The 16,962-nt window shown below is 66.5% G+C and carries 15 protein-coding genes; 5 read left to right on the plus strand and 10 right to left on the minus strand.

The window, feature by feature from the left end; translation table 11 throughout:
- Positions 1 to 54 precede the first annotated feature (54 nt).
- Positions 55 to 498 (plus strand): CBS domain-containing protein, encoded by a 444-nt coding sequence (locus ACNSTU_RS07490; RefSeq protein ID WP_290630749.1) that lies wholly within the window; start codon positions 55 to 57, stop codon positions 496 to 498.
- Between the two features lie 4 nt (positions 499 to 502).
- Here ACNSTU_RS07490 and ACNSTU_RS07495 read toward each other — a convergent pair whose 3' ends face one another.
- A complete protein-coding gene (locus ACNSTU_RS07495; protein WP_290637065.1) occupies positions 503 to 1,666 on the minus strand; it encodes an FAD-dependent oxidoreductase in 1,164 nt (387 codons plus the stop codon).
- Positions 1,667 to 1,834: 168 nt separating this feature from the next.
- Here ACNSTU_RS07495 and ACNSTU_RS07500 point away from each other — a divergent pair, with 168 nt between their 5' ends.
- Complete coding sequence (locus ACNSTU_RS07500) at positions 1,835 to 3,331, plus strand: methyl-accepting chemotaxis protein (RefSeq protein WP_290630744.1); 1,497 nt, start codon at positions 1,835 to 1,837, stop codon at positions 3,329 to 3,331.
- A 49-nt stretch (positions 3,332 to 3,380) separates the two neighbouring features.
- On the opposite strand, the gene ACNSTU_RS07505 is transcribed toward ACNSTU_RS07500, so the two are convergent.
- The 4 genes from ACNSTU_RS07505 to ACNSTU_RS07520 form a co-directional block, all read right to left on the minus strand.
- On the minus strand, positions 3,381 to 4,250 hold the full coding sequence (locus ACNSTU_RS07505; protein WP_290630743.1) for an SDR family oxidoreductase: 870 nt from the start codon (positions 4,248 to 4,250) through the stop codon (positions 3,381 to 3,383).
- A gap of 30 nt (positions 4,251 to 4,280) precedes the next feature.
- On the minus strand, positions 4,281 to 5,687 hold the full coding sequence (locus ACNSTU_RS07510) for a DUF945 family protein (protein ID WP_290630741.1): 1,407 nt from the start codon (positions 5,685 to 5,687) through the stop codon (positions 4,281 to 4,283).
- A 123-nt stretch (positions 5,688 to 5,810) separates the two neighbouring features.
- On the minus strand, positions 5,811 to 7,088 hold the full coding sequence (locus tag ACNSTU_RS07515; RefSeq protein ID WP_290630739.1) for an O-acetylhomoserine aminocarboxypropyltransferase/cysteine synthase family protein: 1,278 nt from the start codon (positions 7,086 to 7,088) through the stop codon (positions 5,811 to 5,813).
- Between the two features lie 12 nt (positions 7,089 to 7,100).
- Positions 7,101 to 7,574, minus strand: a complete 474-nt coding sequence (locus tag ACNSTU_RS07520) for a CoA-binding protein (RefSeq protein WP_366213281.1) — start codon at positions 7,572 to 7,574, stop codon at positions 7,101 to 7,103.
- A 195-nt stretch (positions 7,575 to 7,769) separates the two neighbouring features.
- On the opposite strand from ACNSTU_RS07520, the gene ACNSTU_RS07525 reads away from it, so the two are divergent.
- Positions 7,770 to 8,558: an enoyl-CoA hydratase gene (locus ACNSTU_RS07525; protein ID WP_290630737.1), complete on the plus strand. Its 789-nt coding sequence runs from the start codon at positions 7,770 to 7,772 to the stop codon at positions 8,556 to 8,558.
- Between the two features lie 189 nt (positions 8,559 to 8,747).
- On the opposite strand, the gene ACNSTU_RS07530 is transcribed toward ACNSTU_RS07525, so the two are convergent.
- Entirely contained in the window at positions 8,748 to 9,533 is a 786-nt protein-coding gene (locus ACNSTU_RS07530) for an enoyl-CoA hydratase (RefSeq protein WP_290630735.1), read from the minus strand.
- Positions 9,534 to 9,667: 134 nt separating this feature from the next.
- A complete protein-coding gene (locus ACNSTU_RS07535; protein WP_290630733.1) occupies positions 9,668 to 10,879 on the minus strand; it encodes a pyridoxal phosphate-dependent aminotransferase in 1,212 nt (403 codons plus the stop codon).
- Between the two features lie 278 nt (positions 10,880 to 11,157).
- Here ACNSTU_RS07535 and ACNSTU_RS07540 point away from each other — a divergent pair, with 278 nt between their 5' ends.
- Both ACNSTU_RS07540 and ACNSTU_RS07545 read left to right on the plus strand, forming a co-directional pair.
- Positions 11,158 to 12,135, plus strand: coding sequence for a D-2-hydroxyacid dehydrogenase (locus ACNSTU_RS07540; protein ID WP_290630731.1), 978 nt, complete (start codon positions 11,158 to 11,160; stop codon positions 12,133 to 12,135).
- Between the two features lie 157 nt (positions 12,136 to 12,292).
- A complete protein-coding gene (locus ACNSTU_RS07545) occupies positions 12,293 to 13,744 on the plus strand; it encodes an NAD-dependent succinate-semialdehyde dehydrogenase (protein ID WP_290630729.1) in 1,452 nt (483 codons plus the stop codon).
- Between the two features lie 81 nt (positions 13,745 to 13,825).
- Here ACNSTU_RS07545 and ACNSTU_RS07550 read toward each other — a convergent pair whose 3' ends face one another.
- The 3 genes from ACNSTU_RS07550 to ACNSTU_RS07560 form a co-directional block, all read right to left on the minus strand.
- Positions 13,826 to 14,758, minus strand: a complete 933-nt coding sequence (locus ACNSTU_RS07550; protein WP_290630727.1) for an AEC family transporter — start codon at positions 14,756 to 14,758, stop codon at positions 13,826 to 13,828.
- A gap of 58 nt (positions 14,759 to 14,816) precedes the next feature.
- Positions 14,817 to 15,485, minus strand: coding sequence for a class I SAM-dependent methyltransferase (locus tag ACNSTU_RS07555; protein WP_290630725.1), 669 nt, complete (start codon positions 15,483 to 15,485; stop codon positions 14,817 to 14,819).
- Between the two features lie 125 nt (positions 15,486 to 15,610).
- A complete protein-coding gene (locus ACNSTU_RS07560; RefSeq protein WP_290630723.1) occupies positions 15,611 to 16,876 on the minus strand; it encodes an aspartate aminotransferase family protein in 1,266 nt (421 codons plus the stop codon).
- Between the last annotated feature and the right edge of the window lie 86 nt (positions 16,877 to 16,962).

Genomic DNA, 16,962 nt, shown 5'->3' on the forward strand with positions numbered 1-16,962 from the left:
CCGCTCTGCGCTATGCTTTCAGTGAGCGGCCTTTCAATCCAGAAGGAGAGATTCATGGAAACGTTGCTCAGCGCCATCATCAAGGACAAGCACGATGCCCTGTACACCATCGCTCCGGGGGCGACCGTCAAGGAAGCCGTCCAGGTCATGACGGAGAGCAATGTGGGCTGCATCCTGGTGATGAACCAGGGCCACCTGGAGGGGTTGTTCACGGAACGTGATCTCATGAAACGGGTGGTGCATCCGGGGCTGGACGCGTCCATCACGCCCATACGTGACGTCATGACCACAGAGATCGCCATCGCCACCCCGAAGATGACCGTGGGTGAGGCCATGGCGCTGTGTACGCACAAGCGCTTGCGCCACCTGCCCGTCTACCAGGACAACACCACCCTGCTCGGCATTGTGTCAGCCGGCGACCTCACCAAGTGGGCGATCCAGGACCAGGAGCACACGATCGACGACCTGACCCGCTACATCTACGGCGAACGGGCCTAGCGCATCAGCGGCCGATCACGGGAAGGCGCGCGAACTGCTCCATGAAGCGGCGGTCGATCCAGTCTTTCCATCGCCACACCCAGCGGCCGCGCAGGCTAACGGCGCCCCGGGACGCAACGGCGTGGCGATCGCCGGTGCTGATCAGGGCCAGCCAGCGTGACTGGGGGCGATAGCGTGTCGGGGCGTCCCCGGCCACGACGCGGCGAAGGTTTGCCGCCAGCGGGCGCCCCTGACGCACGGCGAACACGCCTGCCTTTTCACGCCCGAACCCGTCCATGGTGGCGGTGTCCCCGGCGGCGAAGATGCGCGGGTCAGTCACGGCCTGCAGCGTCTGCCGCACACGGATGAACCCGTCATTGTCCAGAGCCAGTCCCGTGGAGCCCAGCCAGGCGGCACCGGCTGCACTGGTTGTCCAGACCACCTCGTCCGCGCCAATGATCATCCCATCGACCGTTGTCAGCCCCTCGGGGCCGGCGTGGGCGACGCGCGCTCCCCGGTGTACCGTCACGCCCCGGTCGGCGAGCACCGCTTCAAACCACCGCCGTACGCGACGATTGTGGGTAGGCAGAATGGTGGCCGTACCACTGACCAGGTGGAACTGCAGATCATCCGGGTTCTCTCCCAGGGCCTTGCGCTCGCCACGCAGGCGGTAGTGCATGGCCAGGACCAGCTCCACACCGCCGGCCCCCGCCCCGACCACCACGATCCGGACAGGGCCGCGGCCATCACGCACACGCTGAAGCAGTTGCAGCCAGCGCTCGTTGAACCGGTGGATCGGCTTCACCGGGACTCCGTGGGCATCCGCACCCGACACGTCGCGCATCCCGGGCGTGGCGCCGGTGTTGATGGATAACCAGTCGTAGTGCTCGCTGCCACTGCGTTGCGTCATGACCCGCTGCCGCGAACGGTCCAGCGCCACAGCCTCGTCCTGAATGAATCGCGCTCCGGCGAACGCCGCCAGCCGCGAAAGATCGATATGCACATCGTCAAAGCTGTAGTGACCGGCGACATAGCCGGGCAACATGCCGGAATACGGGGTAAACCGATCGCGGCTGACCAACGTCAGGCGTGCGCCCGGCATCGGCGCCAGCCCTAATCGGCGCAGCACGCCCACATGGCTGTGCCCGCCGCCGAGCAGCACCACGTCACACGCCGGCGCCTGGTTCATGGGATTTCCTCCAGTGGTGGGTATTGACGGTATCAGCAGCCCGCGGACCTCGTAGCGAGCCGGATCGCGTTGCTGGCCGACGGATGCCCGCCGGAGTGGACAGCGCGCTTGTCCGTTGTCAACATACGATAGCGTATTGACTGTTCACGGACTCCTGGAGGCATCCCCATGGCCACTTCCGTGCTGGACTGGTTCACCCCGCGCGGCCTCACTGACGACCAGGCCCGCGGGCGTGCCCGCATCATTACGGTCATGTCGTTCTCCATGGGGCTGGCATCGCTTGTATTCATCCTACAGTACCGCGCCGTGGGTGCCGACGAGGCGGTCTACGGCCTCAGTCTGGGCCTGGTCATGGCCGTTCTGGGGCCGACGCTCATGCGGGCCACCGGACGCGTGGCGGTGGCCCGGGTATTCGCAGTGCTGGCGCTGACGGTGGTGATGATCTGGCTGGCGATCGTGAACACCGGCGTCATGAGTTCGAACATCTTCTGGCTTGGCCTTCTGGGCATTCTCGCCCTGTTCACCGGTGCCGGGCGCCTCGAGGGCGCCCTGTGGATGGTCCTGGGCATTGCCGTGATCGCCGGGCTCGCCGTGTTCGAGGCCAATGGCGTCATCGAGCCCCTGCGCGCGGTGCCCGAGGCGCACCAGGCGCGCCTTCAGGCAAGCAGCGCTATCGCCCTGGGGGTGGTGGTGTTCATCTTCGCCTGGGTGTTCGACCGAGACAAACGCGACAGTCTGGCCGCCTCCGAGGCCGCCATGACAAGCGCCCGCGAGACACTGGCGCGCAACGAGACACTGATCGAGCACGCAGCCACGGCGGTCACCGCCGCCAGCGAGCACGGAGAGTCGGTGAAGCAGCGCGCCTCGGAACTCGCGGATACTGCACGCGCCGCCAGCGACCAGTCGGCCAACATCGCGTCGGCGGTGGAAGAGAGCTCCCGCATTGCCGACCAGAATGCGGCCACGGCCAGCCATGTCGCAGCCCAGGCCAGCGAGACCAGTCATCAGGCCCAGGCCGGCGGCGAGGCCATGCGCGCCAACAGCGAGCGCATGGAGCAGACCGCAGCACGCATCGAAACCACCACCATCGCCGTGCGCGAACTCACCCGCCACGCCGAGAGCATCCGGTCCATCCTCTCGGAGATCGAGGGCATTGCCGGGCAGACCAACCTGCTGGCGCTTAATGCCGCCATCGAGGCATCCCGCGCCGGGGAGCAGGGGCGCGGATTCGCCGTGGTCGCGGAAGAGGTACGCGGCCTCGCGCAGCGCGCCAGCGAATCCACCGACACCATCGGCACTACCCTCAATCGCATTGCTGCCGGCGTGGATGACGCCCACCAGGCCATGCAGGGAGTGGCCGAGTCCATGCAAGCTAACCGCGAGGAAGCAGGACGGGCCGAGCGGGCCCTTGAAGCCATCATCGGCGCCTCGGAGGCGGTGGACGACGGCATCCAGAACCTGGTCATGGCTACCGGCGAACAGCGTGATACCAACCAGTCACTGGCCTCGAACATCGAGGGCATCCATTCGAGCGTGCAGGTGGTGCACGCCGGCGCCGAAGCCATCGACGACAGCATGTCCAGTCTGATGGCGTCGGTGCGGGATCTGCGCCGCACCGTCCATCAGCAGGACGAGGACGCCCTGGAGGCGAGCGCGACACGTTAAGTGCCGGGTCGACACTCCGGAGGATGGCGTCCGCGGGCCCGACCGCCGCTCAGCGCTGGCTGCGGTCCTTGCGATTCTGGGCCTCGATCGCCTCACGGGCGTCCTGCCACTGCTGATCCGTCCACTCTCGCAGCTCGTAGAAGTTGCCGCCGGTGGCCAGGTAACCGCCCCCGTCCATCATGATAGTCTGGCCGTTGAGCCACGGGCAGCCGTCAGAGAGCAGGAACGTGGACAGATTCTGCAGTTCCTCAATCGAACCGACCCGGCCCATTGGGTTGGTGCGTGCGGCCCGTTCACCGGGCTTCTCCCCCGGACTCAGCCGCTTGCTCATGCCTTCCGTCGGGATCTCGCCCGGGCCGATGGCGTTAAGCCGGATACCGTAGCCACCCCACTCCGTGGCCAGTGACTTGGTCATGGTGTTGACCGCAGCCTTGCTCATGGCCGATGGCACCACGAACGGCCCGCCGTTCTCCACCCACGTGACCACGATGGAGACCACGCTGCCGGGGTGCCCGCCCTCGATCCAGCGCTTGCCCACCGCCTGGGTCACGTAGAACGTGCCGTGCATGACGATGTTGGCGATGGCGTCGAAACCGCGCGGGGAGAGGTCCTCGGTGCGGCTGATGAAGTTGCCGGCGGCGTTGTTCACCAGACCGGTCAGCGGGCCGTCCTGGAAGATGGTGCCCACCATGTCGTCCACCGCCTGGGCATCCCGGATGTCCAGGGCGAACGGCGTGACGCTGCCGCCGTGCCTGTCCATCAGTTCGCGGGCAGTGCCCTCGACCACGGACTGGCGACGGCCGCAGATGTAGAGATCCGCACCCAGCGCCAGAAACTTCTCGGCCATTCCCTTGCCGAGACCAGTGCCACCGCCGGTGACCAGAATGCGCTTGCCCTTGAACAGGCCGCTCTCGAACATGTCGTCTCTCCTCGGCAAATGCCGTCGTGCTTACCGTGCCAGCAACGCCCAGACCGGGCCGTAGTTCCTGCCGTTGATCAGGACGAGACCGTCCTCGATCAACAGGTGCCCCTGCAAATCCTGGCCCTGGTGCTGCAACACACCCTCGGCCACCATGGCCTCCACTCGCGCGTCGGCCAGCTCCACTGCCCGCTCATCCAGCTCCTGACCGGAGAGGTTCTGGCCGTACGTGGCGGCATCGGTTTCGAGGTCATGGCGCAGGTAGGCGCGGAGACTGCGGTGCACAGCATCCCGGGGGGCCTTCATCTCCACTTCTGCGGCCAGTCCGTTGATCGCGGCAAAGGCGTCTTCCAGCGACGGCGTCTGCCCCTCCCAGGCCAGACGCGCACTGGCGCGGAAAGGCCCTTCCGGCATGCCGATGGTGAACTCCTCGATCACGAACTCCGGCTCACGTTCCAGCAGCTGCGGAATCAGCCCGAGAAAGCGCAGGCCCATGGTGTGTTCATCGATATGGCCGAGCTCCAGATCATCCCCCAGCGCCACGAGCTGCTCCATGGCGTGCTGATCGACCCGGTACAGAGCCGCCTTGAGGCGGGATTCCTCGATCCGGTAGCCGCCGGCGACCGCGCCATGCATGGTAGCGTCGAAGGTGACGTCCAGCGCACCGTCATCAAGCTCGGCCCCGGAGACAATGCGCAGCCCCTCGATTTCCGAGTCGTCGACACCTACGGTGTCCACCTCCAGGACCGAATCACCGGTCCAGATGTGCGCACCCAGATTCTCGGGCGCCGCTTGCAGTCGCACGCCCCGCGCAGACCACGTGCTGCCGAACTCGGACAGGACGAGCTGATCGAAGCCCATGTCGATCTCGCCGCTGGCCATGTCCGCATCCAGGCTGAGAGTGCCTTCAAGTCCGGTGAAACTGAACGCGGCCTCGTCACCCTCCACCTCCCACGCCGGGGTGGCGAACGTCATGCGGCTGGCGCCATCGAATCCGACCCGGGTTTCGGCGGTCATGAGCGTGGGATCGCCGGCAAACAGCGGCAGGTGCGCACCGATGGCGTCCGCCACCTCCACGCGGCTGGTCACAAACGCAGCGCCGGGCACCCCGCCGCTGCCGGAGGGGATGGGTCCGTGGCTGACCCCGTCATGGAACACCAGAACCGGCGCCTGGCGGACGCCGTACTCCTGCTCCATGAAGGCCGCGAAGTCGTCCGCGGCAGACCCCAGGAGTTCCACCTCCACCCGCGAGGTCGCTCCACGGTAGCCGCGGTCGTACTCGCTGCTCAGTACCCGCACCTGCGGCTCGCGTTCGAGGAACTCCAGCGCACGCTCATGCTGGCGCTCCGCCACGGCGCCGGTCCACACCGGCCCGGCACCGAGGCCAACCGCGGCGACAACGGCCGCCAGGCCACAACCGATCACTAGTCGTTTCATGACTGCATCATCCCTGGTTTACGGATACATCCGTGATTGCGTTGCCCGGCGGCCGGCGCCGGGCTCCGGTTCTGAACAGGCCGTATCGTGCCGAACCAGGCCTCGTGGCACCAGCCGCAGAGGTCAGGCACGCAACGCCTGATCGATATCCCAGAGGATATCGTCGGCGGTCTCGATGCCCACGGACAGGCGGATCATGTCCGGGCTGACTCCGGCCGTGCGCTGCTGCTCCTCGTCCATCTGCCGGTGGGTTGTGGACGCCGGGTGGATCACCAGGGTCTTGGCGTCGCCGACGTTGGCCAGGTGGCTGAGGAACTGGCAGCTTTCGATGAACCGCACCCCTGCTTCGTGTCCGCCCTTCACGCCGAAGGTGAGAATGGAGCCGGCACCACGCGGCAGGTATTTCTGCGCCAGGTGGTGGTAGGGGTTGTCCGCCAGCCCCGCAAACTTCACCCAGCTCACCTGGGGGTGCTCCTGCAGGAAGCGCGCGACCTTCATGGCGTTCTCGCAGTGGCGCTCCATGCGCAGCGCCAGTGTCTCCACGCCCTGAATGAGCAGAAAGGCATTCATGGGGGAAAGCGTCGCCCCCAGCGTGCGCAGGGTCTCCACGCGGCACTTGGTGATGAAGGCGAAATCGCCGAACGTCTCGTAGAACCTGACGCCGTGGTAGCCCTCGGAGGGCTCGACCATCTGCGGGAAGTTGCCGTTGTCCCAGGGGAACTTGCCCGACTCGACGATCACGCCACCCAGTGTGGTGCCGTGGCCGCCGATGAACTTGGTGGCGGAGTGCACCACGATATCGGCCCCGTGTTCGATGGGCCGGCACAGGTGCGGACTGGCGAGGGTGTTGTCCACCACCAGCGGGATACCCGCGTCGTGGGCGACGGCCGCAACCGCCTCGATGTCGAGCACGTTGCCCAGCGGGTTGCCGATGGTCTCCGCGTACACGCATTTGGTGCGCGGGGTGATGGCCTGGCGGAAGTTCTCCGGGTCGTCGGGGTCCACGAAGTGGACGGTAATGCCCATCTTGCGGAAGGTGACGTTGAACTGGCTGAACGTGCCGCCGTAGAGGGTGCGCGCGGCGACGATCTCGTCACCCTGCTCGCACAGGGTCAGCAGCGCCGTCATCTGCGCACTCATGCCCGAGGCCACCGCCAGACAGGCACGGCCGCCCTCCAGCGCGGCGATGCGCTCCTCCAGCACCGCGGTGGTGGGGTTGTTCATGCGCCCGTAGATGTTGCCGAACGTCTGCAGGTTGAACAGGCTCGCGGCGTGGTCGGTGCTGTCGAACACGTAGGACGTGGTCTGGTAGATGGGCACGGCGCGGGCGCCGGTAGCCGCGTCGGGGATATGCCCGGCATGCAGGCACAGGGTCTCGAAACCGAACTCGCGATCACTCATTGCTTGAACACTCTAGAAAGGGACATTGGGCTGGCGCTTGGCGGAGATTACCCCGGTGTTCACGCCCATCCAGTTCAGGCCGCCGAACAGCCGGCCGTACTCGATCTTCATGCAGCGGTCCATGACCACCTCCAGCCCGGCCTCCCGGGCCCTGGCCGCGGCAGCCTCGTGCACGACGCCGATCTGCATCCAGATCACCTTCGCGCCGATGGCGATGGCGTCGTCCACCAGCGCCGGTACCTCCTCCGGCCTGCGAAAGATGTCCACTACGTCCACGGGCCCGGGCACGCTGCGCAGGTCCGGGTAGCTGGTGCAGCCCAGGACTTCCGGGTACGCGGGGTTCACCGGGATCACGTTGTAGCCGTGGTCCAGCAGGTACTTGGCCGCGAAGTAGCTCGGCCGATACCAGTTCGCCGACAGGCCGACCACCGCGACATTGCGGTAATCGGCGAGAATGTGCCGCAAACGGCTGATCTCGTCCGCCATTGGAAACCCTCATACACTAGCAACGGTTGGCAGTGGATTCTGACCCACCACCGCGCCGCTGTCATCTCGTGTCGTGGGGCGCAACCGGGTGGGCTCCACCTGTGTCGATCACGGTGTTACGCTCACGGGTACGTGAGGTGGATACAACGATGCAACTCCGGCGACCCGGTCGGCCGTTGCTGTATGGAGGATGTCATGAGCCAGCCCGCACCTGAAACCGGTTCCCCGATCCGTGTCACACATGACGGCGCTGTGGCCCGGGTGGCCTTCGGCGAGCCGGAGCGATACAACCCCCTGCGCGGCGACGTCATTGATGCGCTGCACCGGGCCCTGGACGTGATCGCGGATGACGAGACCGTGCGCGCGGTCATCCTGGAGGCCGAGGGCAAGGCGTTCTGCGCCGGCCACGACCTGCGGGAAGTGCGCGGCATGGAAGACGCCGAGGCGCACCGGGAGCTGTTCGACCGGTGTAGCGCGTTCATGCAGCGCGTGGTCAGTCTGCCGCAGCCGGTGATCGCGCGGGTCCAAGGGATTGCCACGGCCGCGGGCTGTCAGCTGGTGGCCACCGCCGACCTGGCGGTGGCGGGCCGCTCCGCACGCTTTGCCACTTCCGGCATCAACCTCGGCCTGTTCTGCAGCACGCCCGCCGTGGCGGTCAGCCGTGTGGTGCCGCGCAAGGCGGCACTGGAGATGCTGTTCACCGGCGATTTCGTGGACGCCGACGAAGCCCAGCGCATCGGGCTGGTGAACCATGTGGTCGACGATGATGCGCTGGCTGACACCGCGGACGCACTGGCCACGAAGATCGCCGCGAAGCCGCCGGAGGCGATCCAGGCGGGCAAGGCGCTGTTCTACCGTCAGTACGGAGCGGACCTGGCGGATGCGTATGCGGATGCTTCGCGGACCATGGCGTGCAACATGGATACGGATGCGGCGCGGGAAGGCGTGGATGCGTTTCTGGAGAAGCGCAAGCCGCGGTGGTGAGACGGAGCGAGCACAGGATGGTGGACCTGAAGGTCCACCCTACGGCTGGGCCCGGGCGGTTACCCGACGCTGGATGGTGGACGTGAACGTCCACCCTACGCCTTGATCCCGATAGGTGCTTGAATCCGGCGTAGGGTGGACCTTCAGGTCCACCACCTCAAACCCGAACGCCGCGCCACCTGGATCCCCTCAACTGAAGCGGCTGAAATCCGGCTGCCGTTTCTCGAAGAACGCGGCCACCGCCTCCTGGTGCTCGTCCGAGACCAGACCCGCGGCGAACGACTCGCCCTCCGCGGCAATCACCTCCCGCAACCGGTCGGTGTACGCCGCGCTGTTGATCAACCGCTTGGTCGCACGCAGCGCCTTCGGCGGCAGCGCAGCCAGGGCGCGGGCCTTGGCAAGCGCCGTCTCGTCCAGTTCCGCATCGCTGCAGCTCAGGGAGACGATGCCCAGCTCCCGGGCACGCTCCCGATCGAAGGGCTCCCCCAGCAGCAGTGTGTGACTGGCCCGCACCCGCCCCGCCAGCAGCGGCAGCACGTAGGACGACGCAAACTCCGGCACCAGCCCCAGGCGCGTGAACGGCAACGCGAACGATGCCGTCTCGCTGGCGGCGACCACGTCGCAATGCAGCAGCAGCGTGGTGCCAATGCCGACGGCATGACCGCGCACGGCGGCGACCACCGGCTTGTCGAAGTCGACCATGTCATCGATCAGCTTCATGGCCGGCGCCTTCTCGCCACTGGCCACCCGCTCGGCGGCCTTCGGACCGAAGTCCTGCAGGTCATTGCCGGCCGTGAAATGCTCACCCTCGGCCTTCAGCAGCACGGCGCGCACGTCGCCGTCCTGGCGCGCAGCGGCCATGGTCTCGCGGATCGAGTCGTACATCTCGCCGGTGAGCGCGTTGCGCTTGTCGGCGCGGTTGAGGGTAATGGTCAGCACGCCATCCTGGCGCTCGGTGACGATGGTACTGGTCATTGGGCTCCCCCGGAGTCTGTGAAAAGCGGTGTCCGTACTATAGCGTATGGAAACGGGCAGAAAAGACAATCTCCGCCCCGGCGTCCGGGGCGGAGGTCATGGATAGCGCTAATGCAATCCGATCGGAACGACGGTCAGAAGTCCTGCTTGGCCAGCCACGGCACCATGCGTTCGAAAGCTTCCTCGATCTTGTCCAGCGACGTGGAGTAGCTGATCCGCAGCGAGTTGCTGCAGTGCTCGCCGAAGGCATCGCCCGGCACGGTGCATACGCCGGTCTCCTGCAGCATCCGCAGGCAGACCTGGTTGGCATTGGCCCCGTGGGGCAGGGATGGGAAGATGTAGAACGCCCCCTGTGGCCAGTAACCCGTGAGATGCGGCGTCTCACTCACCAGCTGCACCACGCGGTCCCGCCGCTGGGCGTACTCCTGCACCATGTCATCGATGCAGCTGCGATCCCCCTTCAGGGCGGCGATGCCGGCCCACTGGGCCGGGGTGTTCGCCACAGTGGTGGTGAACATGTGATACCGGCGCAGTTTCTTGATCGCGCCCTGGCTGGAGATGATCCAGCCGATGCGCAGGCCCGCCATGCTGAACGTCTTGGAGAAGCTGCTCGCCACCATGACGTTGTCCAGGTCCATGGCGTGGCGCAGCACGCTGGGGTATTCCATGTCATCCAGCAGCAGGTGATCGTAAACCTCGTCGCTGAAGACGTAGACACCGCGGTAGGCCGCTTCCTGGCAGATGGCGTCGATGGTCTCCGCCGGGTAGACGGTGCCGGTGGGGTTGCTCGGCGAGTTCAGCACGATGCCGTAGGTGCGCATGCCGATGTTGTCGATCACTTCCTGCGGATCGAGCTGATGCCCGTGCTCGGCACGCGTGGGGATGTACTTCACCTCCCCGCCGTTCATGCGGATCAGCGGCGCGTACAGCAGGAACGTGGGATCCGTGACCAGGAACTGGCGCCCGGGCGCGGACGTGGCCGTGAGCGCGAGGTAGATTGCCTCGGTCGCACCAGCGGTGATCAGGATGTTGTCTTCAGTGATGGTCCGACCGTAGCGCTGGCTGTAGTACTCCGCCAGGGCCGTGAGCAGCTCGGGCAGGCCGGCGTCCATGGTGTAACCGGTATGCCCCTCCTCCAGCGCCTCGATGTACGCATCGATGATATGGCGCGGCGTGGGGAAGTTGGGCTGGCCGATGGACAGATGAATGACATCCTCCATGCTGGCGGCCATATTGACCATCTTGCGAATGCCCGCAACGGGAATCGCGCGCAGCGCCGGGGCCCAGCTGGCGTCGCGAACATCGTCCAGGTCCTGTGCTTCGGTTTCGATCGGATTGACTGCCATGACTCCTCCACGTTGACAGCTGATGTGAGCACTGGGCCCTTGATGGGAACGGCGCCCGCCACGACGGGCGCTGCGCACGGATGCAGCCGGCTCCCATTCGGCGAGACTATGCCTCTGCGCGCTGGCGGGTCAAGCGCCCTGAAACAGGCGTGTGACGGGGCCTGCAAAGCGTTCGGTTGACGCTTCTCCACCCCCTGTATAACGTCGCCGGAAGAACAGCGCATCCGGAGCACTGCATCCGCACGCGCTGGCCACCCGTGTTTCAATCGGAGTTCACCATGGATCAGCCGGTCATCGCCGTTCTCACGGCGGAAGACGAATCCCTCCCTCCCGGGCTGGATGGCGTTGCGGATCAGGCCCGGCTGCTGCTCGCCAACGATCGCGAGAGCCTGGAACAGGCCCTGACACAGGCGGACATTCTGCTGGTCACCGATTTCCGCACCGAGATGCTCGCCGAGTGCTGGCACCTTGCCACCCGGCTGCGCTGGATCCACGCCACCAGCGCCGGCGTGGATGCGCTGATGTTCCCGGAGCTGCAGTCGAGCAGCATCCCGATCACCAACGCCCGGGGAATCTTCGACCGGCCCATCGCCGAATTCGTGCTCGGCCTGGTCCTGGCCTTCGCCAAGGACCTGCCGGCCTCGGTGCGCTACCAGGATCAGCACCGCTGGCAGCACCGCGACACCGAAACGGTCAACGGCAAGCGCGCACTGATCATCGGCGCCGGCTCCATCGGCCGCCAGATCGGCCGGCTCCTGGCCGGCGTGGGCATGCAGGTGGACGCGGTCGCCCGCTCGGCTCGGCAGGACGACCCCGACTTCGGCCGCGTCCACGCCCAGGACACCCTGCTGGAGGAGCTCCCCGGGGCGGACTTCGTGGTGGTGGCCGCCCCGCTGACGGACGACACCCGCGGCCTGTTCAGCAACCAGGCGTTCGCCGCCATGAACCCAGACGCCCGCTTCATCAACATTGGCCGCGGCCCCATTGTCGACACCGACGCCCTGGTGGCCGCCCTGCGCACCGGTGCCATTGCCGGCGCCGGGCTGGACGTCTTCGAAGAGGAACCGCTACCGGCAGACCACCCCCTGTGGGCGTTCCCGCAGGCGATTCTCTCCGCACACATGGCCGGCGACGTCGTCGGCTGGCGCGAAGCGCTGACCAAGCAGTTCCTTGCGAACTTCCGCCGCTGGCAAGCCGGTGAACCACTGCACAATGTTGTCGACAAGGAGCGCGGTTACGTGCCGCCCACGAAGTAAACTGCCGGGCGTTTGCTGGACGTAACCGCATTATCCATTCAACATGATTGAATACCCGCGTCACGGGCGACCAGGTGGCGGAGGCCGCACGGCTCCATGGCCACGCCTGGCAAAATGGCCCATGACGCCGAATCCACGGAACACCGAGGGGGGCAGCATGCTCGAATCGCCATTGCTCAAGAACTGCCGGGGCTACATCAACGGCCAGTGGCTGGACGCCGACAGCGGCAAGACCCTGACCGTTTACAACCCCGTGGACGGGGCGGCGCTGGGGCATGTGCCGGGGATGGGCCCCGAAGAGACCACCCGGGCCGTGGAAGCCGCGCGCGAGGCGCTCAAGACCCCCGCTACCATCGCCGAACGCCGGCGCTGGCTCGAGAACATCGTCAAGGCGCTGGAAGCGAACCGCGAGGAGCTGGGCCGTATCCTGTGCATGGAACACGGCAAGCCCTGGAAAGAGGCCCAGGGCGAAGTGGACTACGCGGCGGGCTTCTTCCGCTACTGCGCGGAAAACCTCGATGCCCTGGCGCCGCGGGAACTGGCCGAAAAGCCCCGCAACTGCAGCTGGACCATCCACTATCGCCCGGCCGGCGTCGTCGCGCTGGTGACGCCCTGGAACTTCCCCATCGGCATGATCGCCAAGAAGCTCTCCGCGGCCATCGCTGCCGACTGCCCCAGTGTCATCAAGCCGTCGTCAAAGACGCCCCTGACCATGGTGGCGCTGTTCACCCTGCTGGACGAGGCGCTGGACATGCCGCCCGGCAAGGTGAATCTGGTCACCGGCTCGGCCGGACCGATCGGCGATACCCTCTGCGACCACCCCGACGTGCGGGTGCTCAGCTTCACCGGCTCCACGGAGGTCGGGCGCGAGCTGATCGAGCGCAGCGCGCCGCAGGTGAAGAAGCTCACCCTGGAACTGGGCGGCAACGCGCCGTTCATCGTGTTCGAGGACGCGGACCTGGATGCCGCCGCCGATAATCTGATCGGCAACAAGTTCCGCGGCGGTGGCCAGACCTGCGTGTGCGCCAACCGGGTCATGGTGCAGGAGAGCGTGGCCGAGGACTTCGCCGAGCGGGTTAAGCAACGCGCCGAGAAGTTGAAGGTGGGCGACGGCATGGAGCCGGACACCGACATCGGCCCGCTCATCGATCGCAACGGCTATGAGAAGGTCCGCCGCCACCTCTCCGACGCACTGGACAAGGGCGCGAAACCCGTTCTCGGCGACGTACCCCCTTCCCTCGAGAACGACTGGGCCGGCTTCTTCCCGCCCACCATCGTGCTGGGCGTTACCGCGCAGATGGCGTGCTGGAAGGAAGAGACCTTCGGCCCGCTGGTGCCCGTGGCCACATTCAGCGACGAGGCGCAGGCCATCGAGATGGCCAATCAGACCGAGTTCGGGCTGGCGTCCTACCTGTTCACGGCGGACGACGCCCGGGCGCAGCGCGTCATCGCCGGCCTGGAATTCGCCCACGTAGGCCATAACACCGGCACCGGCCCGGCGCCGGAAGCGCCGTTCGGCGGCATGAAACAGTCTGGCTACGGCCGCGAGGGCGGTCTGGAAGGGCTGTTCGAGTTCATCGAGCCGCAGACGGTCCCGCGCGGCGCGTAATCGGCAACCCCGGCGGCGCCCTGCCCGGGCGCCGCCGGGCGTCAGTTTGCGGTCGCACCATCGTGCGTGGCCGCCCCCCAGTCACTCCAGTATCAGGTGCAGCACCACGGAGACCGTGGCCACGGCAATGACCGTGGAGACGAGGATCGCGGTGGACGCACCGGCCACGTTCACCTGGTAGCGCTGGGCGAGGACGTAGACGTTCGCCGCCACGGGCAGCGAGGCCATGATCACCAGCGCGGCCTGCCATGTGGGCGGCAGGCCGAACAATACCGTCGCACCCCACACCAGCGCCGGATGGACCACCAGCTTGAGGAAGACGATGACGCCGGTGGCACCCACCTGCTCGCCCAGGGGCTGACGCGCCAGGGTGGCGCCCAGGGCGAACAGTGCCGCCGGTCCGGCAGCCGCGCCCAGCAACTCCAGGTAGGAGAACACCGGCCCCGGGATGGACACGGCGAAGGCACTCAGCAGCGTCCCGAACACCGAGGCGACGATGAGCGGGTTGCGGACCACGCCCTGAACCGCCGTGCGCACGGCCCGCATGAGGCTGCCACTGCCGCCCTTGTCCACCTCGATGATGGCCGTGGCAATGCCGATCATGATCGCGGTGTCCACCACGATCACCACCGCGGCCGCCGGCGTCGCCTCGTTGCCGAGCGCCGCGATCACCAGCGGCAGGCCGACGAAGCCCACGTTGGCAAAACTGGCTGCCAGCGCCTGCACCGCGCGCCGCCCGGCGCCACCGCCGAACAGGGCGCGCATGAGCCAGTACGTCAGGACGAACAATGCCACCCCGGGCAACAGCCACGCCAGAAACAGCGCTGGGTCACCGAGATCCTCCACCGGCGCCTCGGCGATGCTGCTGATCAACAGCGCCGGCAGGGCGAAGAAGAAAACGAACTTGTTGAGCCCGGTGATGGTTTCACCGGGCATCAGCGGGGTGCGCCCCGCGATCATCCCGGTGAAGATCAGGGCGAAGAACGGCAGTGCGATGGTGAGAATGACGTCCACGGTGGAGACGTGCTCCGATCAGGCGACGGCCAAGCCGGCCAGCGGCGGGCGTGGGAGGTTACCGGCCCACGGCCGCCTTCGGCGCGTCATCCTGCTCGTCGGCGACATCGCCGTTGCGGTAGTGCACCAGCTTCCAGTAGCCGAAGAGGTTCGCCTTGCGCACGGACAGGCGCTCGAAGCCCTCGTGCTGCGGCAGGGTGTCCAGATCCATGTCGGGGCGGAAACCGACCAGCTTGGACAGGGGTCGCAGCCCTTTCTCCAGGCCACGCAGCACGGGGTTGCGTGACGCGAAGTGATTGACGATGAGAATGTCGCCGCCAGGCTTGCAGACCCGCCGCATTTCGCTGACCAGGCGGTCCGGATTCGGCACCACCGAGGCAACATACATGGCAACGACGCTGTCGAAGCTGTCGTCCGGGAAATCCAGTTCCTCAGCGTCCATGACCAGCAGGTCTTCCACCTGGCCCTCCGGGCACTCCTCCCGGGCGCGGACTTCCGCCTTCGCCAGCATCTCCGGCGAGATATCGATACCGACGATGCGCGTGCTCGGGTGATAGTCCGGCAGGGAAATCCCGGTACCCACGCCCACTTCCAGCACCCGCTGGCCCGGCTTCTCGTTCAGCGTCTCGATGGCGAAACGCCGCCCCTGCGCAAAGACCGGGCCGAAGACACGATCGTAGTGGTTGGCGTAACGGCGATACGCGTTGCGAATCGAAGCAAGATCCATGGGTCTCCGGTTCTCCTCGGTTTGCCTGGCAAACCCGTTCCATTCAGTTGCGACGGGCGGCGACGGGCCGACCCGGGATACGGCGGGCCGGGGCAGCTCGCCCCGCCCCCACCGACTGGGGGATGCTACGCCGATGCCTTCAGCGCGTCAGCAAAGATGTTCACACCTTCGTCGATCTGATCACCGCTGACGATCAACGGCGGCAGCCAGCGAATGATCTGGCCGCCATAGGCACCGCAGCGAATCATCACCAGGCCGCGCTTCTCCGCTTCCTGGAGAATCCGCGCCGCACGCTCGCCGTCGGGGTTGCCGTCGGCATCGGCGATTTCCGTGCCGATCATCAGGCCCTTGCCACGCACGTCGACGATAGCCGGATTGTCGGCCTGAATCTCGTCCAGATGTTTGCGCAGCCGTTGCCCCTGCACGGCGGCATTCTCCACCAGATTCTCTTCAGCGTAGACTTCCAGAGTCGCCAGCGCCGCGGCACAGGCGACGGCGTTGCCGCCATAGGTGCCGCCCTGGGATCCGGGCCAGCCCTTTTCCATGATATCCGGCCGCGCCACCATGGCCGACAGCGGAAACCCGCTGGCAAGCCCCTTGGCGCTGATCACCACGTCCGGCACCACGTCGAAGTGCTGGTGCCCCCAGAACAGGCCGCTGCGACCGTATCCCGCCTGCACCTCGTCCATCATCAGCAGGATGCCGTGACGATCGCAGATCTCGCGCAGACCCTTCATGAATTCGGTGTTCGCCGGCACGTAGCCCGCCTCGCCCTGGATGGGCTCGATCAGCATCGCGGCGGTCTCCGCCGGCGCCGACTGGGTATGCAGGATGTTGTCGAGCTCGCGCAGGCAGTGCTCGGTGGCGGTCTTCTCGTCCATCCGCAGCCGGAAAGCATTGGGGAACGGCGCAACCACCACGCCACCCATGATGGGCTGAACCCCCGCACGCAGCCCCACGCTGGACGTGGTGGTGGACAGCGACCCCATGGTGCGGCCGTGAAAACAGCCCTGGAAGGTGATGATGTTCGGCCGCCCGGTGGCCTGCCGTGCGAGGCGGATGGAGGCCTCCACCGCTTCGGTGCCGGCGTTGGAGAAGAAGACCGACGTGAGTCCCTCGGGCATGCGCTCACCGAGCTTCTCCGCCATTTCCAGCAGGGGCGGGTGCTTCATGATGGCGTACTGGCCGTGCACCAGCGTGGCCACCTGTTTCTGCGCCGCAGCCACCACCTTCGGATGACAGTGGCCGGTGCCCGTCACGCCGATGCCGGAGGTGAAGTCCATGTAGCGCTGGCCGGACTCATCGTAGATATACATGCCTTCGGCACGGGCTGCGTTGATGCCGGAAGACTGTTTCATGAGGGGCGACAGCTGACCAGCGGCATTAGCCATGGTGAACCTCCTTGAATCGGAGAGAAAAATGAGTCAGTGAGTGTACACCCCGGTTTCGCGGGGCTTCAAACCGGCCCATGTGCGCG

Origin of the sequence: Aquisalimonas sp. APHAB1-3 (genome assembly GCF_048323695.1) — a bacterium.
Classification (GTDB): domain Bacteria; phylum Pseudomonadota; class Gammaproteobacteria; order Nitrococcales; family Aquisalimonadaceae; genus Aquisalimonas.

What these genes read in the sequence shown, in the direction of transcription:
- ACNSTU_RS07515 (WP_290630739.1), bottom strand. Translation starts at nt 7,088, where the DNA reads ATGAGTGATCGCGAGTTCGGTTTCGAGACCCTGTGCCTGCATGCCGGG.
- ACNSTU_RS07555 (WP_290630725.1), bottom strand. Translation starts at nt 15,485, where the DNA reads ATGGATCTTGCTTCGATTCGCAACGCGTATCGCCGTTACGCCAACCAC.
- ACNSTU_RS07505 (WP_290630743.1), bottom strand. Translation starts at nt 4,250, where the DNA reads ATGTTCGAGAGCGGCCTGTTCAAGGGCAAGCGCATTCTGGTCACCGGC.
- ACNSTU_RS07510 (WP_290630741.1), bottom strand. Translation starts at nt 5,687, where the DNA reads ATGAAACGACTAGTGATCGGTTGTGGCCTGGCGGCCGTTGTCGCCGCG.
- ACNSTU_RS07525 (WP_290630737.1), top strand. Translation starts at nt 7,770, where the DNA reads ATGAGCCAGCCCGCACCTGAAACCGGTTCCCCGATCCGTGTCACACAT.
- ACNSTU_RS07535 (WP_290630733.1), bottom strand. Translation starts at nt 10,879, where the DNA reads ATGGCAGTCAATCCGATCGAAACCGAAGCACAGGACCTGGACGATGTT.
- ACNSTU_RS07545 (WP_290630729.1), top strand. Translation starts at nt 12,293, where the DNA reads ATGCTCGAATCGCCATTGCTCAAGAACTGCCGGGGCTACATCAACGGC.
- ACNSTU_RS07495 (WP_290637065.1), bottom strand. Translation starts at nt 1,666, where the DNA reads ATGAACCAGGCGCCGGCGTGTGACGTGGTGCTGCTCGGCGGCGGGCAC.
- ACNSTU_RS07490 (WP_290630749.1), top strand. Translation starts at nt 55, where the DNA reads ATGGAAACGTTGCTCAGCGCCATCATCAAGGACAAGCACGATGCCCTG.
- ACNSTU_RS07520 (WP_366213281.1), bottom strand. Translation starts at nt 7,574, where the DNA reads ATGGCGGACGAGATCAGCCGTTTGCGGCACATTCTCGCCGATTACCGC.
- ACNSTU_RS07540 (WP_290630731.1), top strand. Translation starts at nt 11,158, where the DNA reads ATGGATCAGCCGGTCATCGCCGTTCTCACGGCGGAAGACGAATCCCTC.
- ACNSTU_RS07500 (WP_290630744.1), top strand. Translation starts at nt 1,835, where the DNA reads ATGGCCACTTCCGTGCTGGACTGGTTCACCCCGCGCGGCCTCACTGAC.
- ACNSTU_RS07530 (WP_290630735.1), bottom strand. Translation starts at nt 9,533, where the DNA reads ATGACCAGTACCATCGTCACCGAGCGCCAGGATGGCGTGCTGACCATT.
- ACNSTU_RS07560 (WP_290630723.1), bottom strand. Translation starts at nt 16,876, where the DNA reads ATGGCTAATGCCGCTGGTCAGCTGTCGCCCCTCATGAAACAGTCTTCC.